This window comes from Achromobacter sp. 1012554356 (genome assembly GCF_059760815.1).
In genome coordinates this window covers 39,347-63,571 of the sequence record NZ_JCBANC010000016.1, presented here as the reverse complement: position 1 = coordinate 63,571, position 24,225 = coordinate 39,347, and the positions used below count along the sequence as shown (strand labels likewise).

At 65.5% G+C, this 24,225-nt stretch carries 25 protein-coding genes and 2 tRNA genes; 16 read left to right on the top strand and 11 right to left on the bottom strand.

The genetic code is table 11. The features are described 5' to 3' along the window. Positions 1-3 precede the first annotated feature (3 nt). Together orn and AC6LJW_RS10545 are read left to right on the top strand one after the other, a co-directional pair. The gene (orn, locus tag AC6LJW_RS10550; protein ID WP_105237948.1) at positions 4-549 is read left to right on the top strand and encodes an oligoribonuclease; all 546 of its coding nucleotides are present in this window, start codon (positions 4-6) and stop codon (positions 547-549) included. A 61-nt stretch (positions 550-610) separates the two neighbouring features. Beyond that, entirely contained in the window at positions 611-1,252 is a 642-nt protein-coding gene (locus tag AC6LJW_RS10545; RefSeq protein ID WP_498087212.1) for an NAD(P)H-hydrate epimerase, read from the top strand. A gap of 18 nt (positions 1,253-1,270) precedes the next feature. On the opposite strand, the gene paaX is transcribed toward AC6LJW_RS10545, so the two are convergent. Further along, positions 1,271-2,200, bottom strand: coding sequence for a phenylacetic acid degradation operon negative regulatory protein PaaX (gene paaX, locus AC6LJW_RS10540; protein WP_056567566.1), 930 nt, complete (start codon positions 2,198-2,200; stop codon positions 1,271-1,273). A gap of 172 nt (positions 2,201-2,372) precedes the next feature. Between paaX and paaA the strand changes: the two genes are divergently transcribed. The 9 genes from paaA (at position 2,373) to paaK (ending at position 10,562) form a co-directional block, all read left to right on the top strand. Then, the gene (gene paaA / locus AC6LJW_RS10535) at positions 2,373-3,362 is read left to right on the top strand and encodes a 1,2-phenylacetyl-CoA epoxidase subunit PaaA (protein ID WP_056567562.1); all 990 of its coding nucleotides are present in this window, start codon (positions 2,373-2,375) and stop codon (positions 3,360-3,362) included. Between the two features lie 192 nt (positions 3,363-3,554). Beyond that, positions 3,555-3,839, top strand: a complete 285-nt coding sequence (gene paaB / locus AC6LJW_RS10530; RefSeq protein ID WP_006388300.1) for a 1,2-phenylacetyl-CoA epoxidase subunit PaaB — start codon at positions 3,555-3,557, stop codon at positions 3,837-3,839. A 16-nt stretch (positions 3,840-3,855) separates the two neighbouring features. Further along, positions 3,856-4,620 carry a 1,2-phenylacetyl-CoA epoxidase subunit PaaC gene (paaC, locus tag AC6LJW_RS10525; protein ID WP_427984408.1) on the top strand — a complete coding sequence of 255 codons (765 nt, stop codon included), beginning with the start codon at positions 3,856-3,858 and terminating at the stop codon, positions 4,618-4,620. Continuing rightward, positions 4,617-5,123, top strand: a complete 507-nt coding sequence (paaD, locus tag AC6LJW_RS10520; RefSeq protein ID WP_056569416.1) for a 1,2-phenylacetyl-CoA epoxidase subunit PaaD — start codon at positions 4,617-4,619, stop codon at positions 5,121-5,123. The genes paaC and paaD overlap by 4 nt, the downstream gene beginning before the upstream one ends. 14 nt (positions 5,124-5,137) lie before the next feature. Beyond that, positions 5,138-6,226, top strand: coding sequence for a 1,2-phenylacetyl-CoA epoxidase subunit PaaE (paaE, locus tag AC6LJW_RS10515; RefSeq protein ID WP_056567556.1), 1,089 nt, complete (start codon positions 5,138-5,140; stop codon positions 6,224-6,226). A gap of 47 nt (positions 6,227-6,273) precedes the next feature. Continuing rightward, entirely contained in the window at positions 6,274-7,938 is a 1,665-nt protein-coding gene (gene paaN / locus AC6LJW_RS10510; RefSeq protein ID WP_427984406.1) for a phenylacetic acid degradation protein PaaN, read from the top strand. Positions 7,939-7,953: 15 nt separating this feature from the next. Next, positions 7,954-8,742, top strand: a complete 789-nt coding sequence (gene paaG, locus AC6LJW_RS10505; RefSeq protein WP_427984404.1) for a 2-(1,2-epoxy-1,2-dihydrophenyl)acetyl-CoA isomerase PaaG — start codon at positions 7,954-7,956, stop codon at positions 8,740-8,742. Beyond that, positions 8,742-9,212, top strand: a complete 471-nt coding sequence (paaI, locus tag AC6LJW_RS10500; protein ID WP_056569414.1) for a hydroxyphenylacetyl-CoA thioesterase PaaI — start codon at positions 8,742-8,744, stop codon at positions 9,210-9,212. Before paaG ends, paaI begins: the two co-directional genes overlap by 1 nt. 36 nt (positions 9,213-9,248) lie before the next feature. Next, complete coding sequence (paaK, locus tag AC6LJW_RS10495) at positions 9,249-10,562, top strand: phenylacetate--CoA ligase PaaK (RefSeq protein WP_056567550.1); 1,314 nt, start codon at positions 9,249-9,251, stop codon at positions 10,560-10,562. Positions 10,563-10,619: 57 nt separating this feature from the next. Here paaK and AC6LJW_RS10490 read toward each other — a convergent pair whose 3' ends face one another. The 6 genes from AC6LJW_RS10490 to radC form a co-directional block, all read right to left on the bottom strand. After that, positions 10,620-12,023 (bottom strand): MATE family efflux transporter, encoded by a 1,404-nt coding sequence (locus AC6LJW_RS10490; RefSeq protein WP_056567547.1) that lies wholly within the window; start codon positions 12,021-12,023, stop codon positions 10,620-10,622. Then, complete coding sequence (locus tag AC6LJW_RS10485) at positions 12,020-13,750, bottom strand: ArnT family glycosyltransferase (protein ID WP_427984403.1); 1,731 nt, start codon at positions 13,748-13,750, stop codon at positions 12,020-12,022. Before AC6LJW_RS10485 ends, AC6LJW_RS10490 begins: the two co-directional genes overlap by 4 nt. A gap of 124 nt (positions 13,751-13,874) precedes the next feature. Continuing rightward, positions 13,875-14,141: a type B 50S ribosomal protein L31 gene (locus tag AC6LJW_RS10480; RefSeq protein WP_006218255.1), complete on the bottom strand. Its 267-nt coding sequence runs from the start codon at positions 14,139-14,141 to the stop codon at positions 13,875-13,877. Positions 14,142-14,388: 247 nt separating this feature from the next. Further along, entirely contained in the window at positions 14,389-15,237 is an 849-nt protein-coding gene (gene kynA, locus AC6LJW_RS10475; protein WP_056567541.1) for a tryptophan 2,3-dioxygenase, read from the bottom strand. Positions 15,238-15,381: 144 nt separating this feature from the next. Beyond that, positions 15,382-16,008 (bottom strand): arylformamidase, encoded by a 627-nt coding sequence (kynB, locus tag AC6LJW_RS10470; RefSeq protein WP_056567539.1) that lies wholly within the window; start codon positions 16,006-16,008, stop codon positions 15,382-15,384. 92 nt (positions 16,009-16,100) lie between these two features. Then, entirely contained in the window at positions 16,101-16,778 is a 678-nt protein-coding gene (gene radC, locus AC6LJW_RS10465) for a RadC family protein (protein WP_498087211.1), read from the bottom strand. 50 nt (positions 16,779-16,828) lie between these two features. Here radC and AC6LJW_RS10460 point away from each other — a divergent pair, with 50 nt between their 5' ends. The 3 genes from AC6LJW_RS10460 to maiA are packed head-to-tail and all read left to right on the top strand — an operon-like array spanning position 16,829 to position 18,976. Then, positions 16,829-17,305: an FKBP-type peptidyl-prolyl cis-trans isomerase gene (locus AC6LJW_RS10460; protein WP_105237960.1), complete on the top strand. Its 477-nt coding sequence runs from the start codon at positions 16,829-16,831 to the stop codon at positions 17,303-17,305. Next, the gene (gene ispH, locus AC6LJW_RS10455; protein ID WP_056567530.1) at positions 17,305-18,282 is read left to right on the top strand and encodes a 4-hydroxy-3-methylbut-2-enyl diphosphate reductase; all 978 of its coding nucleotides are present in this window, start codon (positions 17,305-17,307) and stop codon (positions 18,280-18,282) included. Before AC6LJW_RS10460 ends, ispH begins: the two co-directional genes overlap by 1 nt. Before the next feature lie 49 nt (positions 18,283-18,331). Then, positions 18,332-18,976: a maleylacetoacetate isomerase gene (gene maiA, locus AC6LJW_RS10450; RefSeq protein WP_056567528.1), complete on the top strand. Its 645-nt coding sequence runs from the start codon at positions 18,332-18,334 to the stop codon at positions 18,974-18,976. Positions 18,977-18,987: 11 nt separating this feature from the next. Here maiA and AC6LJW_RS10445 read toward each other — a convergent pair whose 3' ends face one another. The 4 genes from AC6LJW_RS10445 to AC6LJW_RS10430 all read right to left on the bottom strand — a co-directional run bounded on the left by AC6LJW_RS10445 (position 18,988) and on the right by AC6LJW_RS10430 (position 22,690). Beyond that, on the bottom strand, positions 18,988-20,433 hold the full coding sequence (locus tag AC6LJW_RS10445; protein WP_056567524.1) for a DegQ family serine endoprotease: 1,446 nt from the start codon (positions 20,431-20,433) through the stop codon (positions 18,988-18,990). A gap of 63 nt (positions 20,434-20,496) precedes the next feature. Then, positions 20,497-21,825, bottom strand: coding sequence for an ATP-binding protein (locus tag AC6LJW_RS10440; RefSeq protein WP_056567522.1), 1,329 nt, complete (start codon positions 21,823-21,825; stop codon positions 20,497-20,499). Then, positions 21,822-22,481 (bottom strand): response regulator, encoded by a 660-nt coding sequence (locus AC6LJW_RS10435; RefSeq protein WP_056567519.1) that lies wholly within the window; start codon positions 22,479-22,481, stop codon positions 21,822-21,824. The genes AC6LJW_RS10440 and AC6LJW_RS10435 overlap by 4 nt, the downstream gene beginning before the upstream one ends. 133 nt (positions 22,482-22,614) lie before the next feature. Continuing rightward, positions 22,615-22,690, bottom strand: a tRNA-Thr gene (locus AC6LJW_RS10430). A 214-nt stretch (positions 22,691-22,904) separates the two neighbouring features. On the opposite strand from AC6LJW_RS10430, the gene AC6LJW_RS10425 reads away from it, so the two are divergent. Together AC6LJW_RS10425 and AC6LJW_RS10420 are read left to right on the top strand one after the other, a co-directional pair. After that, a tRNA-Asn gene (locus AC6LJW_RS10425) sits at positions 22,905-22,980 on the top strand. Between the two features lie 134 nt (positions 22,981-23,114). Further along, on the top strand, positions 23,115-24,164 hold the full coding sequence (locus AC6LJW_RS10420) for a CobW family GTP-binding protein (protein ID WP_498087210.1): 1,050 nt from the start codon (positions 23,115-23,117) through the stop codon (positions 24,162-24,164). The last annotated feature ends 61 nt before the right edge of the window (positions 24,165-24,225 follow it).

The window sequence follows — 24,225 nt, the reverse complement described above, 5'->3', positions numbered from 1 at the left end:
TATATGGCTGCGAACGAAAACCGCCTGATCTGGCTCGACATGGAAATGACGGGCCTGGACCCCGAGAAAGAACGGATTATCGAAGTCGCCGTCGTGGTGACAGAACCCGACCTGACCGTCGTGGCCGAGGGACCGGTGATTGTGGTGCACCAGTCCGACAGCCTGCTCGACGCGATGGACAACTGGAACAAGTCGACCCACGGCAAGAGCGGACTGATCGATAAGGTCAAGGCGTCCACGGTGACCGAGGCAGAGGCAGAGGATACGCTGTTGGCGTTTCTTGCGCAGCATGTGCCGGCGGGCAAATCGCCCATGTGCGGCAACACCATCAGCCAGGACCGCCGCTTCATGTTTGCGTACATGCCGCGCCTGGAACAGTTCTTCCATTACCGCAACCTGGATGTCAGCACGCTCAAGGAGCTGGCGCGCCGCTGGGCTCCCGCCGTTTACAAGGGATTCGAGAAAAAGAGCCGCCATGAAGCGCTGGCCGACATCTACGAGTCGATCGACGAGCTCAAGTATTACCGCGAGCATTTCCTGAAGGTCTGAGACCGGCGGCGGACCGCCAGGTTCCAACGGATTCCCGGCCACGTTGCCGCACCTTGTTGTCATGTCGTCCTATTCTGTCGCGCAGATCCGTCTTGCTGAACAGCGCGCCCTGGCAACCGGGCGCGCCCTGATGCCGCTGGCCGGCGCGGCAGCGGCCAGCTTCGTCGCGGCGCGCGTGCCGGCCAACGCGTTCATCCTGGCGCTCGCCGGCCCCGGCAACAACGGCGGGGACGCATTGGAAGCCGCCGCGCTATTGCTGGCGCGAGGCTTGGATATTCACGTGGTGTTGCCTTCGGGGCCAGACAGGCTGCCCGCCGATGCGGCGCGCGCCTGGGCCGGCTGGCTGGCTGAGGGCGGAGAGCCCCGGACGCACACAGCTCTTCCGGCCGGATCGTCACCGGATCTGATCATCGACGGGTTGTTTGGTGTCGGCTTGAACCGTCCCCTGGATGCCGCGTGGCAAGCCCTGATCAACGCGGTCAACGCCATGGAGGTTCCGGTGCTGGCGCTGGATGTGCCCAGCGGCATTGATGCCGACAGCGGGGTGGCGCTGGGCCGGCCGATCCAGGCGCGCTGGACTTTGTCGTTCATTGCGCCCAGCCGCGGACTCACACTTGCCGGCGCAGGGCGCGAGGCAGCCGGAGAATGCCACCTGGATACGCTGGGCGTCGCCATGCCGGATGACGGCAGCACTGGCCGTTAGGCCGACGCGCGCCAGTCCTTAACCCGGCCGGCCCCCGAAGCGCGATTCGACCTCGGGCGACAGTGGGCGGTAGCGGTCGTTGTCCTGGCCCGCCAACGCATTCAGATGGGTTTCGGAAGGATCGAACACCTTCCAGTAGAGCCGTCCGCACAATTCGCGCGCGGCGTGCCCGGGCCAGTTGTCGGGCAGCATGGGGGCGGGCAGTTGAGGATCGTGCAGCACGATCCGGCGCCAGTTGTGCAGCACCATGACGCGCACGGTGAACGCCTCGGCGGGCGAGGGCGCCTCGTCCAGCAGTTTTTCCAGCGGGCCGAAGTTGCGCGAGAACTGCCGGTATTGCTCGGCCACGTCGTCCAGATTCCAGCATTGGGTGGCCAGGCTGGCGATGGGTAGCCCCCCGGCGCCGGCCAAATCGCGGGCCGACAACACCAGCGCCCGGTCCGGAATGCCCAGTTTTTCAAGAATGTCGTGTGCGGCGCGCGCCTCGGTGTGCGGATGCGCAAACAGGCCCGGTGCGATCATGCCGAAGCCTTCCCACGTCAATTCGCGGCGCAACTCGCCGCGTTCAGCCAGGCCGTTGCCCGTACGCGGCAGCGCCACCAGCGTCCATTCCCCGTTCCATTCCTTGGCTCCGCCTTCGTAGATGCGCTGCGAGGCGTGCGACGTGTGGCGCACGCCCTGCTCGGAAATCAGGTAGAGGCTGCGTCGGCCGTGGCGTTCGGACTGCAGCCAGTTCTGTGCCACCAGGCGAAAGACGCTGGTGCGCAGCAGGCGTTCATTGATGCCAAGCGGAGCCAGCAGCTCGATCAGGCTGCCCAGCCAGATGGCGCCGCCGTGCGGGGCCAGCGCATCGCCCAGCACGCTGACGCAGAGCGATTTCGCGCGGGGCGGATCGCTTTTCAACAAGCGGGACAGGGAGCGTTCCAGGGGCGACTGAGGGTTTGCCATAAGGAGGGCCGCGGACGGCCGATATCGGGATGCTGGATATGATACATAAATCCAATGTGATACAGATTTGAGTTTGACAATGAATTTTTTGTATTAAATAATCGTCGCATGACATGACGGCACTGCGCAGCGTTTGCTTTGCGTTTTCGCAAACCGTCTCAAGGAGACAACTATGTACGCTCAACTCGTCGAAACCGGCGTCAAGCAGGTCAAGACCGCGGACCAGCTCGACGGCCTGGAACAGACGTTCCAGCGGCGCATCGACGACGGTGTTCGTATCGAGGCCAAGGACTGGATGCCCGAGGCCTACCGCAAGACGCTCGTGCGTCAGATCTCGCAGCACGCGCACTCGGAAATCGTGGGCATGCTGCCGGAAGGCAACTGGATCACGCGCGCCCCGTCCCTCAAGCGCAAGGCCATCCTCCTGGCCAAGGTGCAGGACGAGGCGGGTCACGGGCTCTACCTGTACAGCGCCGCGGAAACGCTGGGCGTGTCGCGCGACGACCTGATCGACGACCTGCACGCCGGGCGCGCCAAGTACTCCAGCATCTTCAACTACCCTACGCTGAGCTGGGCCGACATCGGCATGATCGGCTGGCTGGTCGACGGCTCGGCGATCATCAACCAGATTCCGCTGTGCCGCTGTTCGTATGGTCCGTACGCGCGGGCCATGGTGCGCGTCTGTAAGGAAGAGTCCTTCCATCAGCGTCAGGGCTATGACCTGCTCATGCAGATGTGCCTGCACGGCACGCCCGAACAGAAGGCGATGGTCCAGGACTCGCTCAACCGCTGGTGGTGGCCCGCACTGATGATGTTCGGTCCGTCGGACGCCGATTCGCCCAATAGCGCGCAGTCGATGGCCTGGAAGATCAAGCTCTTCTCCAACGACGAGCTGCGCCAGAAGATGGTGGACCAGACCGTGCCGCAGGCCGAATACCTGGGCCTGACCGTCCCCGATCCCGATCTGAAGTGGAACGCCGAGCGCGGCCACTACGACTTCGGCGAAATCGACTGGTCCGAGTTCTACGCCGTGCTCAAGGGCAACGGCCCCTGCAACCGCGAACGCCTTGCCGCGCGGGTGAAGGCGCATGAGGACGGCGCGTGGGTGCGTGACGCGCTTGTCGCCCACGCCGACAAGCAGTCCGCCCGTAAAGCTGCCTAGAGGTTCCCCCCCCGGAGCGCTGCGCGCTTCCCCCCCAGGGGGGCGCCGCAGCGGACCGGCGGAGCCCGGATCCGCGCGGCCCCGCTGGCCCTCGCTGCGCTTTGGGATTGGGCACATCTGGCATTCGTAGTCCCTACTTCATTTATTGCAGACCGTCGGCGCGATGCGCCCCGGCATTAGAGGAAATCCATCATGAGCAAAGACTGGCCTCTGTGGGAAGTCTTCATCCGTAGCCAGCACGGCCTGGCGCACAAGCACGTGGGCAGCCTGCATGCCCCGGACGCCGAAATGGCGATCAATCACGCCCGCGACGTGTACACGCGCCGTAACGAGGGACTGAGCATCTGGGTCGTGCGCGCCTCGGATATTTCGGCCAGCAGCCCGGGCGACAAGGATCCGCTGTTCGAGCCGGCCAACAGCAAGGTTTACCGGCATCCGACCTTCTTCCCGATGCCCGAAGAAATCAAGCACATGTAAGGCGGGCGGGGGAGACATGGACAAAGCACTGTTTGAATACCTGCTGCGCCTGGGCGATACGTCGCTCATCCTGTCGCAGCGGCTGGGCGCCTGGACGGGGCACGGTCCCATCCTGGAAGAGGATCTGGCGCTGACCAACACTGCGCTCGACCTGCTGGGCCAGGCCCGCATGTGGCTGACGCTGGCCGGCGAGGTCGAGGGCTCGGGCCGCGACGAGGACGCGCTGGCCTATCTGCGCGACACGCACGAGTTCCGCAACGCGCTGCTGGTCGAGCGCGACAACGGCAACTACGCCGACACCATGGCGCGGCAGTTCCTGTTCGACGTCTGGCACTACTTCCTGCTGCAGCGCCTGGAGGCGTCTGCTGATGAGCGTGTCGCGGCCATCGCGGCCAAGTCGCTCAAGGAAGTGACCTACCACGTGCGCCGATCGTCGGACATGGTGGTGCGCCTGGGCGATGGCACTGCGGAAAGCCACGCCAAGATGCAGGCCGCCGTCGACGACGCCTGGCGTTTCACGGGCGAGCTCTTCACCGATGACGCCATCGATCACGACCTGGCCGCGCGCGGCATCGGCTGTGAGCTGGCGGCGCTGCGCCAACCGTGGCTTGCGCACGTGCGGGAAGTGCTGGAAGAAGCCACCCTGACCGTTCCCGACGAAGCCGCCGCCAACCATGCCGCGCATCGCGGCGGCCGCCAGGGCAAGCACACCGAGGCGCTGGGTTATGTGCTGGCCGAGATGCAGCATCTGCACCGCGCCTACCCGGGAGCCACGTGGTGAACGCGCTCACGCCCATTTCCGCCGACCAGGTCTACGCCTGGCTGCAGGAGGTCCCGGACCCGGAGATCCCGGTGCTGTCCGTGGTGGACCTGGGCGTGGTGCGTGAAGTGTCGTGGGATGGCGATGCGTGTGTCGTCGTCATTACCCCCACCTATTCGGGCTGCCCGGCCATGCGCGAAATCACGCAGGACATCTGCCAGACGCTCGAACGCCACGGCGTGTCCGAGGTACGGGTGGAGACGCGCCTTGCCCCGGCCTGGACGACCGACTGGATGAGCGAAAAAGGGCGCGAGGCGCTCAAGGGCTACGGCATCGCCGCGCCCGCCGAACGCGCCATCGACATCTCGGGCATCAGCCGCCGCGCGGCCGCCCCGGCCATCGCCTGCCCGCGCTGCGGGTCGCGCGATACGCGGATGGTCAGCAATTTCGGGTCGACGTCGTGCAAGGCGCTGTATCGCTGCGTCTCGTGCCGCGAGCCCTTCGATTATTTCAAGACTCACTAAAGAGTGGTTTCGAGATGAGCCAGAACCAATTCCATGCTTTGAAGGTGGCGTCCGTGGCGCGCAATACGCGCGATGCCGTGGTCGTGACCTTCGACCTGCCCGAGGCGCTGACGAACGAGTTCGCCTTCCTGCCCGGCCAGTACCTGACGCTGCGCACCCAGCTCAATGGCGAAGAACTGCGCCGTTCGTATTCGATCTGTTCGGCGCCGCGCGACAAGCTCTTGCGCGTGGCGATCAAGAAGGTCGACGAAGGCGTGTTCTCGAGCTGGGCCAATCACCAATTGCAGCCTGGCCAGACCCTGGAGGTCATGGCGCCGGCGGGCAACTTCACAGTGGACTTCTCGCCCGAGAACCAGCGCCACTACGTGGCGTTTGCCGTGGGCAGCGGCATCACGCCCGTGTTTTCGCTCGTCAAGACGGCGCTGTCGACCGAGCCGCGCAGCAAGTTCACGCTGTTCTTCGGCAACCGCGCCTCGTCCGCGGTGCTGTTCCGCGAGGAAATCGAGGACCTGAAGAACCTGTACATGGACCGCTTTTCGCTCGTCTATGTAATGAGCCGCGAAACGCAGGACATCGAGCTCTTCAACGGCCGCCTGGATGGCGACAAGGTCGACCAGCTCATGTCGGCCTGGATGAGCCCCGAGGATATCGATTACGCTTTTGTGTGCGGTCCGCAGACCATGACCGAAAGCGTGGTCGAGCGGTTGCAGGCGCGCGGTATTCCGAAGTCGAACATCAAGTTCGAACTGTTCGGCGCGCCCAAGGGCCCGCGCGCGCTGCGCACCGGCCAGGACGCCCCGCAGGCGCCCGGCAAGGGACAGTGCGAGGTCACCGTGGTGCAGGACGGACATAGCCGCATGTTCGTCATCGACAAGAACAAGGACAGCGTGCTGGATTCGGCGCTGGCGCAGGGCATCGAACTGCCGTATTCGTGCAAGGGCGGGGTGTGTTCCACCTGCCGTTGCAAGGTGATCGAAGGCGAGGTGGACATGGATGCCAACTTCGCCCTTGAAGATTATGAAGTCGCGCGCGGGTTCATCCTGAGCTGCCAGAGCTTCCCGGTCAGCGACCGGCTGGTCATCGACTTCGACCAGGAAACCTGACCCGGCGCACGCCAGGCAAGCATTCAAATCTTATTGGAGAGACGAGCGTGTCCCAGAAATTCTTCGAACGTCACCAGCCCCTGCTGGAACAATCCCTGGCTGCCGCCGCGCTGCGCGGCTACTGGAGCCCGTTTGCCGAGTCGCCCAGCCCGCGCAACTACGGCGAGACCGCCAACGACGAAGGCCGCGCCGCCTTCGAAGCGCTCCAGGGCAAGCCCTTTCCGCTGAACCTGCACGATGCCGACGGCGTCGTGGGCGGCGAAAAATCGCCCTACGGTTTCGACCTGGGCATCACGTATCCGCGCGTGCCGGCGGACAAGCTGATCGCCGCTTCCAAGCGCGCGCTTGAAGATTGGCGCCGCGCCGGTCCCCACGCCTGGGTGGGCGTGTCGCTGGAAATCCTGGCGCGCCTGAACAAGCTCAGCTTCCAGATCGCCTACGCAGTCCAGCACACCACGGGCCAGGGCTTCATGATGGCCTTCCAGGCCGGCGGCCCCCACGCGCAGGACCGCGGCTTTGAAGCCGTCACCTACGCCTGGCAGGAAATGTCGCGCATCCCGGGCATCGCCGTGTGGGAAAAGCCGCAGGGCAAGAACGATCCCATCCGTATGGAAAAGCAGTTCACGGTCGTGCCGCGCGGCGTCGCGCTGGTGATCGGCTGCTCGACCTTCCCGACGTGGAACGGCTATCCGGGCCTGTTCGCCAGCTTGGCGACGGGCAACACCGTCATCGTCAAACCCCATCCGGGGGCGATCCTGCCGCTGGCCATCACCGTGAAGGTGGCGCGCGAAGTGCTGCAGGAAGCGGGCTTCGATCCCGACGTCGTGCAACTGGCTGCCCATGAGGCCGGCGACGACACCGCGCAGAAGCTGGCGCTGGACCCGGCCGTCAAGATCGTCGACTTCACCGGCAGCACCGCCAACGGCGACTGGCTGGAAAACAATGCGCGCCAGGCCCAGGTCTACACCGAGAAGGCCGGCGTGAACCAGGTCATCATCGATTCGACCTCGGATCTGAAGGGCGTGGCCCGCAACCTGGCGTTCTCGCTGGCCCTGTATTCGGGCCAGATGTGCACCGCGCCACAGAACATCTACGTGCCGCGTGACGGCATCAATACGCCGGAAGGCCGTGTCAGCTTCGACGACGTGGCCGCCGCGCTGGGCGTGGCGCTGGAAAAGGTGGGCGCCGATGCCGCCAAGGCCGTCGAGCTGACGGGCGCCATCCAGAACGAAGGCATCGTCGAGCGCATCGAGAAGGCCCGCGCGCTGGGTCTGCCCGTGGTGGCGGACAGCAAGACGCTGGCGCATCCCCAGTTCGAAAACGCCCGCGTGCGCACGCCGCTGCTGTTGCGCACCGAGGCCGGCAATGCGGCGCTCAGCCAGGAGTGGTTCGGTCCGATCGCGTTTGTCGTTGCCACCGACTCCACCGCCCACAGCATCCAGCTCGCGCGCGACAGCGTCATCCAGCACGGCGCGCTGTCGCTGTCGGCCTACACGACGGATGACCGCGTGGCCGAGCAGGTGCAGGACGCCGCCGAAGTGTCCGGCGTGTCGCTCTCGCTGAACCTGACCGGCGCGGTGTTCGTCAACCAGACCGCCGCCTTCAGCGACTTCCACGGCACCGGCGCCAATCCGGCGGCCAATGCGGCGCTGTCGGACACGGCCTTCGTTTCGAACCGCTTCCGCGTGGTGCAAACCCGCCGTCACATCTAAGCCGGGCGATCGCAGATGAGCTATCAGGATATTCAATTTGACCTGTCCGGCGGCATTGCGCGCCTGACGCTGAACCGCCCGGACAAGCTGAACAGCTTCACGGCCAACATGCACGCGGAAGTGGCCGACGCGCTGACCCGCGTCGAAACCGAAGGCGCGCGCGTGCTGGTGCTGACCGGCGCGGGCCGCGGCTTCTGCGCCGGCCAGGACCTGAGCGAGCGCAAGCCCGCGCCCGACGGCACGCCGCCCGACCTGGGCGAGACCGTTGACAAGTTCTACGGCCCATTGGTGCGCCGGCTCAACGCGTTGCCCATGCCGGTCGTGGTGGGCGTGAACGGCGTGGCGGCCGGGGCGGGCGCCAATCTGGCGTTCGCGGGCGACATCGTCATCGCCAAGGCCTCGGCCAGCTTCATCCAGTCGTTCTGCCGTCTGGGCCTCATCCCCGACACGGGCGGCACGTTTGCGCTGCCCCGTCTGGTGGGCCGCGCCCGGGCCATGGGTCTGGCGCTGCTGGGAGACAAGCTGAGCGCCAAGCAGGCAGAGGAGTGGGGCCTGATCTGGCAATGTGTGGCCGACGAGGAATTCGACGCCACGCTTGATCGGCTGGCCACGCATTTCGCGGCCGCGCCCACCAAGGGCCTGGCATTCACCAAGCGCGCCTTGCAGGCCAGCCTGGGCAATGATCTGTCCACGCAGCTCGACCTGGAGCGCGACATGATGCGCGAACTGGGCCAGAGCGCGGATTACGCCGAAGGCGTTGCTGCGTTCCTGGGCAAGCGTGAACCGCAGTTCAAGGGGCAATGATGAGCGTGCACGTTCCCCCCGTTGAAGTGCCGACCGACCCGCAGGCGCTGGCGCAGGCCGTGGGCTCGGTGATGTATGCCGGCGACGCGGCCACGCAGGGCCTGGACATGAAGATCGAGGAAATGGCGCCGGGCTATGCGCGGCTGACCATGCGCGTCCGGCCCGACATGCTGAATGGCCACAAGACCTGCCATGGCGGCTTCATCTTCGCCCTGGCCGACAGCGCGTTCGCGTTCTCGTGCAATTCCCGCAATGTCAGCACCGTCGCGTCGGGCTGCACGATCGACTATCTGGCGCCGGGTTTCGAAGGCGACCTGCTGACCGCCGTGGCCCAGGAGCGTTCGCTGGCCGGCCGCACTGGCGTCTATGACGTCACCGTCACCAATCAGGATGGACGCAACGTGGCTTTGTTCAGGGGGCGTTCCTACCGCATCAAGGGCCAGATCGTCGGGACGCCCACGGACGCCTGACTGCTGCACCGTACCAAAGAGAAGAGAGACATCATCATGCCCAATACCATGAGCAAGCCGGGACTGGATCCTATCGAGCATGCCAGCCAGGACGAGCTGCGGGCCCTGCAGCTCGATCGCTTGAAGTGGACCCTCAAGCATGCCTACGAAAACGTCCCGCACTACAAGAAGGCGTTCGACGAAGTCGGCGTGCATCCGGACGACCTGAAGCAGTTGTCCGATATTTCGAAGTTCCCGTTTACGACCAAGAAGGAACTGCGCGAGAACTATCCGTTCGGCATGTTCGCCGTGCCGCGTGAGCGCATCTCGCGCATTCACGCGTCCAGCGGCACGACCGGCAAGCCGACCGTGGTGGGCTACACCCAGGGCGACCTGGACAACTGGGCCAACCTGGTGGCGCGCTCGATCCGCGCGGCGGGCGGCAAGCCCGGCGATACCGTGCACGTGGCCTACGGCTACGGGTTGTTCACGGGCGGCCTGGGCGCGCATTACGGCGCCGAGCGCCTGGGTTGCACGGTCATTCCCATGTCCGGCGGACAAACCGAAAAGCAGGTGCAGCTGATCAATGATTTCCGTCCGGACATCATCATGGTCACGCCCTCCTATTTCTGCAACATCCTCGAAGAGCAGCGCCGCCAGGGCATCGACCCGCGTCAAAGCTCCCTGCGCATCGGCATCTTCGGCGCCGAGCCCTGGACGGGCCAGATGCGCGCCGACATCGAGGCCGAAGCGGGCATCGACGCCGTCGACATCTATGGTCTGTCTGAAGTGATGGGGCCGGGCGTGGCGAGCGAATGCGTCGAGACCAAGGACGGCCCGGTGGTCTGGGAAGATCACTTCTACGCCGAGATCGTCAATCCGGACACGGGCGAGCCGGTGGCCGACGGCGAGCCCGGCGAACTGGTGTTCACGTCGCTGACCAAGGAAGCGATGCCCATCGTGCGCTACCGCACACGCGACCTGACCCGCCTCTTGCCGCCCACCGCGCGCAGCATGCGCCGCATCGGCAAGATCACGGGCCGCAGCGACGACATGCTGATCGTGCGCGGCGTGAACATGTTCCCCACGCAGGTGGAAGAACTAGTCCTGAAGATCGCGCAGCTTGCGCCGCATTACCAGCTGGTGCTGTCCCGCTCGGGCAACATGGACGAACTGGAAATCCTGACCGAAGTGCGCGCCGAATTCTCGAGCCTGTCCGACGCTGAGCGCGCCAATCTGGGCAAGCAACTGCAACACGCGGTCAAGACCCATATCGGCGTGAGCGCGCGGATCCAGGTATCGGATGCCGGGCATGTCGAACGCACGCTGACCGGCAAGGCACGGCGGGTGATCGACAAGCGTCCGAAGTAGGAGGCACGTCTACACGCAAAAAAGGCAGCCAGATGGCTGCCTTTTTTCATTGCATCGTCACGATCGGCCCACCGTTCGCAATATCCGCCGATACCAGAAGTGCAGCAAAGCGGCCGACAGCGCCAGCCCGAACATCGCCATCAGCCACATGCTGCCGGCCCCCTGCGGCGAGCCCGGCACCAGCAATTCGCGCAGGCCGTCGATGCCGCCCCGTCCCGGACCGAATCCAAACCACCAGCCGCCGACCAGGCCCACGCCGGCAAGCGCCACCGTCTGCAGGATCAGTGGCACGACGGCGATCTTGTACGCGCGCAGCAGGTACGAGTTGATGCACTGCATCGAATCGAACAGGTGGAACAGCGGCAGGACGGCGAGCAGCGTGGTCGCCACGGCGGCAACGGCGCCGTCGTCCGTGTACGCGGCCAGGATCAGCGGGCGGCCGATCAGCAGCACCGCGGCCGTCAGCAGCGCGCCGATCAGACCCAGCGCCAGGCCCGCCATGCCGGTGCGGTGGGCGTGCGCGTAGTTGCCCGCGCCGATGGCCTGCGCCGTCAGCGCGGCGGTCGCCACGCCCAGCGCCATCGGCATCATGTAGCAGAGCGCGGCCAGGTTCGACATGATCTGATGCCCGCCGGTCACGAAGGTGCCCTCGCGAGCCACCAGCAGCGCCATGAACGTGAATGCCGACACCTCGACCAGGTACGAGCCGCCCATCGGGATGCCCAGGCGCAGCAGCTCCTTGAGCGCCTTCCAGTCCGGCTTGCCGATGCGAAGCTGGAAGCGGCGGTAGTAGCGGTCGTGCGTGATTACCCACAGGCCCAGGCCCAGGCTCATCCACGACACCACGGCCGTCGCCAGTCCCGCGCCGGCCGCGCCCATCGCGGGCAGGCCCAGCTTGCCGTAGATGAAGAGCCAGTTGAAGAGCGCCTTGAAGCCGATGATGGACAGGTTGATGGCCATGACGAGCTTGGGCCGCGACACCGCGGTGCCCAGCGCATAGATGGTGCGGAACACCAGGGCGGCGGGCAGGGCCAGCACCAGCGCCTGCAGGTACGACGCGATGCGGTCGCGCACGCCGGGAGCGACGTCACCCGACATGAAGAGCCACATGTCCGGAAACAGCATCAGCATGGCGCCCACGACCGACAGGCCAAGCGCCAGCCACACGCCCTGGCCCCAGCTCTTTCCGACTTCTTGATTGTTGCCGGCGCCGAACTGCTGCGCCAGGATCGGGATCAGGGCGTGCACGACGCCCATCAGGCCGACGAAGACCGTGATGTAGATGGAAGCGGAAAGCGCCATCGCCGCCAGGTCGTCGGGGCTGGAGTGCCCCGTCATGGCGGTGTCCAGCACGCCGAACGAAATGCTGGCCCACTGGCTGATGAGCACGGGCCAGGCCTGTTTGGCGATTCCGCGCAGGGTGGCGCCGAAGGTCATCGGCGCCCCGATCGCTGCGGTCATGGCTTGACGCCGGTTCGCAGCAGGCGGAAGACTTCGGAACGGTCGGCGCGGCGGCCGCCTTGCCAGAGGACCTCGGCGCCTTCGCTGTACGCGGCCGTGCCGTCACGCAGGCTTTGGTTGGTGGTCTGTTGCAGGACCAGCGTGCAGCGCGTGTCGAACGGGAACGACAGGTTGTTGAAGATCAGGAACGACGCGCGCTGGCCGCTGCCCAGGCTGAGGCCCCGGACGCATTCGCCCGGGCGCTTGTGCTGCGCGATGGCCTGGGCCAGTTGGCCCGACACCGTGCGATAGCTGCGTGCGTAGTCCACCGCGGGCTGCCACAACAGCACCAGCAGGATCCAGGTCACGGTCAGGCCGCCGGCCGACAGCACGGTGCCGCGCCACAGCGCCTGCGGGCGCACGCGCAGCCGCCAGACGACCAGGGCGATCCAGCCCAGGGTGAAGAGCACCGCCAGCCCAAAAGCCACCCACGAGATGACGGGTTCATAACCGGTGGTCTGGCGGGCAATGTTGCGGGAAATCTGTGCCGGCCAATGGAAGTGCAACGCCACCCAGCCGAGCCAGGCCGTCGCCACCGTCAGCGAAAAGCACATGACGGCAAACCAGTCGAGCGTGTTCACCACGCCGCGGCGCAACGTGGGCAGCGAGAACGCGCCAAGCACCGCGCAAGGCACGGCCAGCAGCACGAATTCGGAATCGCTGGGCTCGTCCACGAAGAACAGAATCACTGCCGAGCACACCAGCAGCATCAGCGGCACCCAGATGTGGGGCGCATAGATCCAGGCGCGCCACCGCCAGATGGCCAGCAGCGCCAGCGGCCAGGTCGGCCACAGGTACCACGGCAGGTCGCGCAGCGTGCGGGCGGCGTCGTGCAGGCCAGGGATGGCGAACGACGACAGATTCCAGGTCTTCCAGTTGCGGATCCAGTACTCGCTGCCCTGGCTGGCGGGAATCCACCAGGCCAGGATCAGGCCGGCGGCCAGCACGGCGGCCCACAGCATCCAGCGCTTGCATTTCCAGAGCGGGCTGCGGGGATAGAAGGCGAGCGCCGCGCCGACCATGATGGGCAGGGCGCCCACCCATCCGCGCGCAAGGAAGCTGGCGGCCAGCGCGATGCCGAGCGTGGTCGAACCCGTGACGGGTCGGTCCACGGTGCGCGCCAGCGAATAGAACGCGAGCGCCTGGCAGGCCATGATGGCTGGCATGACCGTGGTTTCATGCGTGCGCTGCAGGATGCCGACCGTGGCAAGCAGCAAGAGAAGGGCGGCGTCGGCCAGCATGCGGCCGTAGTCGCGCGGTTCGGGTTCGCCGCCAAAGGGCAGCGCCAGCGGTTGGGCTTCCGCCCGGCGGCCAAGCAGATACGTGCCGTACCAGACGCTTGAGGCCGTGATGCCGAACCACAGCAGATTGGGCAGGCGGCCAGCGGTGATATCCCCGATGAACGGGCCAAACAGCCAGATGCTGATTGCGCCCACCCACGTGATCAGCGGACCTTCCTCGGCGTGGGCCAGATGCCCCACCTGCGGCAGCAGCCAGGTCAGGCCGCCTTCGCGGATCGCGGTGATCATCGTCGCCAATCCGACGGCGTCGTCGGTTTTCCACGGGTCGCGCATGAACAGCCCGGCCACGATGTAGACCAGGGCCAGGCCCAGCAGGATGAGGCGGGGCAGCTTTGCGGTGGCTACCGACGTAAGCCGGGCCGGGGTGGAAATGGAAAGTGGGGACACGGGCGTTAATGTAACCGAGTGGTCGGGATGCGCCACCCCCTGTCCGGCCGGCTGGCACCGAGGGGGGAAAAAAAAGCAGCCCGAAGGCTGCCTTTTTGCTGTGACTCCCGCAGGAGCAACAGGATCAGGAAGCGGACTTGACCGTGCCGGCCGTGCGGGCGAAGCGGGCGCGGAACTTTTCCACGCGGCCAGTTTCGACGATGCGGGTCTGGGCGCCAGTGTAGAACGGGTGCGATTCGGAGGTCACGTCGCACTTGAAGAGCGGGTACGTCTTGCCGTCGATTTCGACGGTTTCGCGCGTGTGGACGGTCGAACGGGTGATGAACTTGTTGCCCGTTTGCAGGTCGGCGAAGACGACTTCGCGGTATTCGGGGTGAATGCCTTCTTTCATGGTGCTTTCCTAGACTCGGTCGAGTCTTTTTCAAGAGTTAGGGTCGCCAGCTACAGCTGCCCGGTTCACAGCCCAGACCTACTGTCCAGACCTACTGCCCGGACTCACTGCCAAATGAATGGCGCGACAGGCGCTAGCCACGTATCCAAAAAGTAACCCCGAATTCTAGCACGCGATCCTGCCTGCGGCCACCCGCAAATGGGCGCCCGGGCCGTCCTGCAGCCCGGGTGTGATGGCGGGGCGGACGTCAGAGATCCGTGCGCAGCTTCCAGATTTCCGGAAACAGCACCACTTCCAGCATGCGCCGCAGGTAGTCCACCCCCGACGTGCCGCCCGTGCCGCGCTTGAAGCCGATGACGCGTTCGACCGTCGTAACGTGGCGGAAGCGCCACAACCGGAAGGCATCTTCCAGATCGGTCAGCTTTTCACCGAGCTGGTAAAGCGCCCAGTAGCGGTCCGTGTCGCGGTAGACGGTCAGCCAGGCGGCTTCAACCGCCGCCGACGCCTGATACGGTTGGGTCCAGTCGCGTTCCAGGTGATCGGCCGGGATATCCAGGCCGTTGCGCGCCAACAGCCGCAGCGCCTCGTCGTACAGCGACGGGGCCTCGTAGGCGCTCTGCACCTGGGCCAGCAGGTCCGCGCGGTGCGAGTGCGGCTTGAGCATGGCCGCGTTCTTGTTGCCGAGCAGGAACTCGACCTGGCGGTACTGGTAGCTCTGGAATCCGCTCGAGCGCGCCAGATAGGGACGCAGCGCGGAGTACTCGGGCGGCGTCATGGTCGCCAGCACGTCCCAGGCGTGGACGAGCTGCTCCATGATCTTGCTGACGCGCGCCAGCATCTTGAAGGCCGGTTGCAGGCGGTCCTCCGCCACGCTGGCGATCGCGGCCCGCAACTCGTGCAGCATCAGCTTCATCCACAGTTCGCTGGTCTGGTGCTGAATGATGAACAGCATCTCGTTGTGCTCGGGCGACATCGGATGCTGGGCGCCAAGCAGTTCGTCAAGATGCAGGTAATCGCCGTAGGTCATGTCGCGCGCGAAATCGAGCTGCGCCTTTTCCTGATGGACGATATCTTCGGGGCGTTCGTTCTGGCTCATGCGCGGCCTCCGGGGCAGGGCGGCGCGGCGCGGCGGGCGGAGGCGGGCAGGGCGCGCCAGTGGGGCGCGAATAGGGATTGCATGGTCGATTCTCCAAGCGGGGCGGCGGCTTTCGAGCAGCCGCTCCCGGGCCGGCAAATCAGCCTACAGTTCGCGCAGGACCGCGCGGACCGGGCTGGCATCGGCCTGGATCAGCGCCAACGGCAAGGCGATCAATTCGTAATCGCCTTCCGGCACGTCGTCGAGCACCAGGTTCTCCAGTACCCGCATGTCGTGCCGCAAGATCGTATGGTGGCTGTCCAGGGTCTTGCTGGAAGCGGGGTCGATGCTGGCGGTGTCCAGACCGATCAGCATGACGCCGCGTTCGGCCAGCCATTCGATGGTTTGGGGCGCGTAGGCGGAGAAGTCGTCCGTCCACCAGTCCTGCGCGGCATGCTTGGCGGTGCGCACCAGCACGCGAGGCGGCAGGTTGTGCGCCGCATGGGCAAGGTGGTCGATCGTGATGAGCTCGCCGCAGTCGATCGCATGGATAACGCGGCAGGGGCCCAGAAAGGGTTCAAGCGAGACCGCGCCGATGGCTGCGGCCCCATTTTGGTAATGAAGCGGGGCGTCGGCATGCGCGCCGATGTGCGGCGACAGCGTGATTTCGCTGACATTGACCGGACAGCCGGGCGTGAGCGTCCATTTCCATTGCTGGCGGTACGGCGTGTCGCCCGGGAAGACGGGCGATGCCGTCGAGACGGGCGGGGAAATGTCCCACAGGCGTTTCATGGCAGGCAAGGAAAGGTCGCGAGGGCCAGAATTAGGTTAAGCCTAAAACAATATTGGGCGGTAGTCTAACGGAATTCCGGCGCTTGCTGCGGTCAGAGGCAGCCCAGTTCAGCCAGTGACACCGCGGACCCTCCCGCGACGATCAGGTGGTCCACCAGCCTGATGTCCACCAGCGCCAGGGCTTCCTTCAGGTGCCGGGTGAAGGCGCGGTCGGCGGCGCGGGGCGACGCCACGCCGGACGGGTGGTTGTGAGCCACGATGAGCGCTGCCGCATGGTGGCGCAGGGCTTCGCGCACGACCTCCCGGGGATAGACCGCCGCCTGCGAGAGCGTGCCCCGCGCCAGTTCGCCCGTGGTGATCAGGCGCAGTTGCGCATCCAGGAAGAGGGCGATGCAGTGCTCCACCTGCAGATGGCCGAGCGCCGCCTTGCAATATTGTTTTACTCGGCTCGGGTGGTGCATCGAGGCGTCCCGGATCAGGTCTTCTTCCAGCGCCCGGCGGGCCAGCTCCAGCAGGGCCGCCAGGGTGCAGGCCTTGGATGACCCCAGGCCGGCGATGGCCATCAGGTCCTGCGGCGAGGTGCTGAGCAACCCGCGCAGTCCGCCGAACCGTGCCAGCAACTGGCGGCACAGATCCACGACATTCAGGCCCGGAATACCCGTGCGCAGGGCGACGGCAAGAAGCTCGGCGTCCTGGATGGATGCGGCCCCGTGACGTAGCAGACGCTCTCGGGGACGGTCTTGTTTTGGCAGCCGGACGGACAATTTCATAAGAGGCTCTAAAATCAGGGTTTACTCAAATACCCATACGGTGGCAGATCGTGAGCATCGCCTCTAATGAAGTGAACGTTTTGGTCCGTCCGGATTCCTACCTGACGCTGCATTACCGCATCACGCTGGCCTCGGGCCCGGGGGCGGGTTCCGTGTTCACCGACACCTTCGACGGCCGTCCCGGCACGCTGCAGATGGGCGGCGGGCAGTGGGCGCCCGGCCTTGAGGCCGCGCTGGTCGGCCGCGCCGAGGGCGACAAGTTCAGCGTCACCATCGAACCGGCCGACGCCTACGGCGACCGCAATCCCGAACTGATCCAGCGCGTGACGCGCGCCATGCTGGCGCAACATGCCGGCGAGGACGCCACGTTCGAACCCGGCGACCTGGTCGAATTCACCGCGCCCAACGGCGGCCGCTATTCGGGCGTCCTCAAGGAAATCAACGACGACTCCGCGCTGTTCGATTTCAACCACCCGCTGGCAGGCATCAGCCTGAAAGTGGACGTGGCGTTGCTGGGAGTCCTTTAATGAGCCAGGCTGTCACCGCCTCCGACGCCGAAGTCCTGCTGGCGCAGCCGCGCGGCTTCTGCGCAGGCGTGGATCGCGCCATCGATATCGTCGAGCGGGCCATCGAACTGCACGGCGCGCCCATCTATGTGCGCCACGAGATCGTCCACAACCGCTACGTCGTCGAAGATCTGCGCGCCAAGGGCGCCATCTTCATCGACGAGCTCGACGATGCGCCCGCGGGCGCCATCGTGGTGTTCTCGGCGCATGGCGTCTCCAAGGCCGTGCGCGCCGAAGCCGAATCGCGCGGCCTGCAGGTCTTTGACGCCACCTGCCCACTGGTCACCAAGGTTCACATCGAGGTCGCGCGCATGCGCGCCGCCGGCCGCGAGATCATCATGATCGGCCACAAGGGGCATCCCGAGGTCGAAGGCACGCTGGGCCAGGCGCAGGGCGGCATGTACCTGGTCGAAACCGTCGAAGACGTGGCCGGCCTTGAGGTCACCGATCCGGAAAACCTGGCCTACGTCACGCAGACCACGCTGTCGGTCGACGACGCGGCCGCGGTGTCGCAGGCGCTCAAGGCACGCTTTCCCAGCATCGCCGAGCCCAAGAAAAGCGACATCTGCTATGCCACGCAGAACCGGCAGGATGCAGTCAAGATCCTGGCGCCGGAATGCGATCTGGTGCTGGTCGTGGGCAGCCCGAACAGCTCGAACTCCAATCGTCTGCGCGAAGTGGCCGAGCGCAAGGGCGTCGCGTCGTACCTCATCGACGGCGCGGACTCCATCGATCCGGCATGGCTCGTGGGCCGCAAGCGCATTGGCGTGACCGCGGGCGCCTCGGCGCCGGAAGTGCTGGTGCAGCAGGTGATTGCGCGCGTCAAGGAACTGGGCGCCGTCTCGGTGCGCAAGATGCCGGGCCTGGAAGAGAACGTGGCGTTCCCGTTGCCCAAGGGCTTGTCGCGCAAGGCGGCCAAGACCGAATCGCTGGAATGAACAAGCGCCGCCCACGCGGGCGGCGCCACAAGCATACCGAGGAGACTACATGCAGCTTTACAGCTACTTCCGCAGTTCGGCCGCGTATCGCGTGCGCATCGCCCTGAACCTGAAAGGCCTGCCGTACGAATACGTGCCGGTGCATCTTCTGAAGGATGGCGGCCAGCAGTTGTCGGCCGACTACCGCAAGGTGAACCCGACGGCGCTGGTCCCCGCGCTGGTGGATGGCGATGCGGTCATCGGCCAGTCATTGGCCATCATCGAATACCTGGAAGAAACGCATCCCGAAACGCCGCTGCTGCCGGCGGACGCCATCGGCCGCGCCCGCGTGCGCGATCTGGCGCTGGGCATTGCCTGCGACACGCATCCGCTGAACAACCTGCGCGTGCTGAAGTATCTGAAGCACACGCTGGGCGTGGATGAAGCCGCCAAGACCGCCTGGTACAAGCACTGGGTGCATCAGGGCCTTGAGGCGTTGGAAGCCCAACTCGCCGGCTCCAGCGCGACGGGCCAGTTCTGCCACGGCGACACGCCCACCATTGCGGACCTGTGCCTGGTGCCGCAAGTGGCGAATGCGCAGCGCTTCGAGTGTGACCTATCGGCCATGCCCAATGTGCTGCGCATCGACGCGGCTTGCCGTGCGTTGCCGGCATTTGACGCGGCCGCGCCGGGCAAGCAGCCCGACGCGGAGTGACACCCGGCTGATCAGCCGATCTGCACCGGCACGAAGATCTTGTCTTCGCCGCGCTGCACCAGCAAGGCCACGGTCTTGCCCGCCTTCGACAACTCGGCCTTCACCTGGCCGACGTTGTGCACCGGCACCCCATTGAGCGAAAGCAGCACGTCGCCGGGCTGAATGCCAGCCTTGGCGGCGGGGCCGGCCGAACGCTCGATGAGCAGGCCTTCCGCACCCGACTCCTGCTGCTCCTGCGGGTTCAGGGGACGCAGCGCCAGACCAAGCTGGCCACGCTGCACTTCCTGGCCGTCCGCCGACGCCTGCGACTTGTCCTTGGGCACGCCACCCAGCGTCGCGACCATTTCCTTCTGACCGCCATTGCGCCACACGTCCAGCTTGATCTTCTCGCCTGGGGCGGCCATGGTGATCGTCGAAGCCAGATCGCCGGAAGACACGATGGTCTTGCCGTCGATCTTGCGCACCACGTCGCCCGGCTGCAAGCCGGCCTTTTCGGCGGCGCTACCCTTTTCGACGCTCGACACCAACGCGCCCGACGGCGAATCCAGCTTGAACGAGTCGGCCAGGTCCTGATTCACTTCCTGCACCGTCACGCCCAGACGCGCATGCTGCACCTTGCCGTGCTCAAGGATTTGATCCTTGATCTTGTAGGCCAGATCAATGGGAATCGAGAACGACAGGCCCTGGAAGCCGCCGGTGCGGCTATAGATCTGCGAGTTGATGCCCACCACTTCGCCGCGGTCGTTGAACAGCGGGCCGCCCGAGTTGCCGGGGTTCACGGCCACGTCGGTCTGGATGAATGGCACCGAGGTGTCGTCCGGCAGCGAACGGCCCTTGGCGCTGACGATGCCGGCGGTGGCCGTGTTCTCCAGGCCGTATGGCGAGCCGATGGCCAGCACCCATTCGCCAACCTGCAGCTTGTTGACGTCGCCCACCTTGATGACCGGCAGATTCTTCGCCTCGATCTTGATGACGGCGACGTCGGTCTGCGGGTCGGCGCCCAGGACCTTGGCCTTGTATTCGCGGCGGTCGGTCATCTTCACGGTCACTTCCTTGGCGTCCTGGACCACATGTGCGTTGGTCAGGATGATGCCGTCCGAACTGACGATGAAGCCCGAGCCTTCGCCGCGCATCGGTACTTCACGGGCCGGCGCGCGGCCACGTGCGCCTGGAACCTGGCCAAAGAACTGCGCGAGCGGGTCGTCGCTTTCGGTGGCGGACACCTTGCGCGTGCCACTGACGCTGATATTGACGACGGCCGGGCCGGACTCGCGAGTGATCTGCGCGAAGTTGGGCGGCACCGACGCGCTGATCGGCTGGGAAGCCGCAGCGGCTGCGGGGGCTTCGGCAGCCATCGAAACGCTGCCGGTCAAGGCGGTTGCGCCTGCGCCGCCAATGGCGCCGGCAGCCAGCAGCGCCAGGACGAGGCGCGAGGGTTTGATTTGCGTGGTCTTCATGTCGGCTCCTGCGATCATGTTGGGAACATGGCGCTATCTTCGGGCCGCACGCTTAGGTGAAACTTAAGCGGGAAAATCCACGCGTGCGCGCAGGCCTTGGCCGGCGGGCGCGTCTTCAAGGGTGATGGTGGCGCCGTGGCGGTCAGCGATGGTGCGCGCGATGGCCAGCCCCAGTCCGCTGCCATGCGTGGTGTTGCCTTCGGCGCGGTAGAAGCGGTCGAATACGCGTTCGCGCTCATGGACCGGGATGCCCGGCCCCTCATCGTCGATCAGCAACGAAATGCGGTCCGGGCCGTGGTCCAGACGCATCCCGATGCGGCCCTCGGCAGGCGAGTGCTTGATCGCGTTGTCCAGCAGATTGCGCACCAGCAGTACCAGCGCATCGCGATTGCCCTGCACCTGCGCCTGGGCGTCGCCGTCCAGCGCGATGTCGATGGATTTGGCGTTCGCCTCGGGCAGCGTTTCGGACAGGGCCTGGCGCAGCACGTCCCCCAGGTCCACGGGCGCCAGCGGCGTCTGTTCCTGGGCGCCTTCCTGGCGCGCCATCGACAATAGCTGCTCGACCAGCCGCGTGGCGCGATCGATGCCGGCGGCCAGGCGGTGTTCGGCAAGTTGGCGCGCGTCGGGGTCTGGCGCGCGCTGCAGCGCCTGCATTTGCAGGCGCAATGCCGCCAGCGGCGAGCGCAGTTCATGTGCCGCGTCACCCACGAATTGCTTCTGCTGGGCAAAAGCGCCGCGCATGCGTTCGAGCAGCAGGTTCAGCTCCTGCACCAACGGGCGGATTTCATCGGGCAACCCGCGCACGCTGACGGGGGACAGGTCTTCGGGCTGGCGCGCGGCCACTTGTGCGCGTGCGCGCTTGACCGGACGCAGAGACCAGCTCACCACGCACCAGATGATCAGCATCAGCAGCGGCGCGGCGGCGGCGATCGGCGCGACGGTGCGCAGCGCAAGGGTGCTGGCCATGTTCTTGCGCACGCGCATGTCCTGCGCCACCTGGATCACCTGGAACGGCGTGGCCAGCGAATACACGCGATAGGTTTCGCCTTCCAGCTTTGCGTCGGAAAATCCCAGCACGATCTGGCTGGGCAGGCGCAGGCGGGAACGGGAATTGAAGACGCGCAAACCATCCGGCGTCCAGATCTGGATGATGAGGTCGTCGGCAACGGGTGAGCCGGCGCCCCGCGCGTGGGTGGGGCCGGTACTTAGCAGCCCGTCGCCGGTGCCTAGCGACAGGGCGGTGCGCTGCAGCAGCGAGTCGAAGATGTCGTCGGCTTGCGCCAACGTGCTGCGGTAGGCGATTGCGCCTTGCACCAGCGCGCCGACCGCGATGGCGGCCAGCAGAAAGAAAAGCAGCCGGGCTCTCAGCGAATAGCTAAGCGGAATGCTCATGTTTTGGGGATGACATAGCCGACGCCTCTGACGTTCTGGATCAGGTTCGGACCCAGTTTCTTGCGCAGGCCATGAATATAAACCTCAACGGCGTTGCTGCTGATGCTGTCCTTCCAGCTATAGAGCTTTTCCTCGAGCTGGGCGCGCGAGAAGATCATGCCCGGCCGCGCGATCAGGGGTTCGAGCACCGCCCATTCGCGGGCGGTCAACGCCACCGGCGCGCCGTCGACCATGGCGGCGTGCGACTGCGGGTCGATGGTGATGCCGTCGTGCTCGAAGATGGGCTCGGCCCGGCCCGCGCTGCGGCGGATCAGGGCACGCATGCGCGCCAGCAGTTCGTCCACGTCATAGGGTTTGACGATGTAGTCGTCCGCGCCTGCATCCAGCCCGGCGATCCGATCGCTGACCGCGTCGCGCGCGGTGGCGATGAGCACCGGCGTACGGTCCTTGCGCGTGCGCATGTCGCGCAGCAAGGTCAGGCCGTCCCGTTTTGGCAGGCCCAGGTCGAGCAGGACAAGGTCGTAGGGATCGGTGCGCAGTGCAGAGTCCGCCGCGCTGCCGTCCCGAACCCAATCGACGGCATAGTGTTCCGCGCGCAGGCAGTCCAATACGCTTTCGCCGATCATCATGTCGTCTTCCACGAGAAGAATGCGCATGTTTTTTCCGCTGGGATGGTCCAAGGGGGTTGGACGCGTGGCGGTCAGCGCGAGTTCCCGGCCAGGGTGCGGACAGCGCCGGCGAGGGCCGGAAATGAAAAAAGCAGCCCGAGAGGGCTGCTTTTTGGAAATCTGGTGCCGGCAATAGGAGTCGAACCTACGACCTTCGCATTACGAATGCGCTGCTCTACCAACTGAGCTATGCCGGCAAGACCATTTGCTTTTGTTTCTGGACCAAGCCGGAAAGCGGTAAGCAAAACATCTTTTTTCTTCCAGTTCGCTGCCTTTTTTGGGGCCCGATCTGGAAAGACCGAAACTATATCAGAATTTTTTCGCGATGGGCAGCAAGAAGCGCAAAAAATTCAGAAAAAAACGAGATTTGCATGCGCTGAATTTTTAGTTCATAATTTCGGTCTTGGCAGATCCCCGATAGCTCAGTCGGTAGAGCGACGGACTGTTAATCCGCAGGTCGCTGGTTCGAGCCCAGCTCGGGGAGCCAAAAGAATTTTGGGCCGCTCACGCAAGTGAGTGGCCCTTTTGGTTTTTGCGGTGGCGTTTCGCTATGCGCAGGTCTGCGGCATGCGTGTCCACGACGTGTGCACCAAGAGCGCATCGACAAAGAAGGCGATCGGCATGAATGACGACAAACGCGGGCGCGATCAAGGCGCGCAGGGCAACCATTCCGTGCAAGACAAGCGCGTCGGCGTCACCGTCATCTCCGGCTTTCTGGGCAGCGGCAAGACCTCGCTCTTGAACCGCCTGCTGCAAGAGCCTGCGTATGCCGACGCAGTGGTCATCGTCAACGAATATGGCGATATCGGCGTCGACCATCATCTGGTACGTCTGGCGCCAGACAAAGTTGTGCTGGTCGAGGGCGGTTGCCTGTGCTGCGTGGTCAGCGGTTCGGTGGTCGACACCTTGCGCGATCTCTTCATGCAGGCCCTCGGACGCAAGATCAAGCCGTTCCGCCGCGTCATCATCGAGACCAGCGGTCTCGCGGATCCGGCGCCCATCCTCTTCACCCTCAAGCACGAACGTTTTCTGGCCGAGCGCTACGCGTATCGCGGCGCGTTCGTCGTGGTGTCGGCGACGCATGGCGTCGGCCAGCTGGACGCGCAACCCGAGGCGGCCCGGCAGCTTGCGCTTGCCGATACGGTCGTGATCAGCAAGTCCGATCTTGTCGGTGCGGCGCAACTGCGTGATGTCGAGCAGGCGATCGCGGTCATCAATCCCGGCGCCCAGCGCTGCGTGCAGCGCCCCGATGCGCCGCTGGCCGCCGACTTGCGCGAGGGTCCGGATCTTCTTGCCCGACGCGATGGGGTGGCCACGGCAAAGTGGCTTGGGGCGTTCTCCCAGAAGGCCGCCGCACGCCATGCGGACGTAAGCAGTTTTTCACTCACGCTGCAAGCGTCTCTGAGCCGGCCGGCGTTTCTGGCGGGTATTGCGCGCATTCAAGAGCGCTACGGGCAAGGCTTGCTAAGAATGAAGGGGCTCGTCTGCTTCGACGGCGAATCGCATCCTTGTGAGGTGCATGGGGTGCATGGCGAGTTGTATCCCTTGCAGTCCTTGGGCGGCTGGCCGGACGAGGTGCGCGCCTCGCGGCTGGTGTTCATCGTTCGCGGCTTGGCCGTGCCGGAGGTGGCCGCCGCCGTGCGCCAGGCGTTGGGTCAGCCGTCCGCCTGATTGCGCGGAAGGACCCCGTTTCATTGATCGATATTCCGTTGCTGATGCTGCACGGAAATAC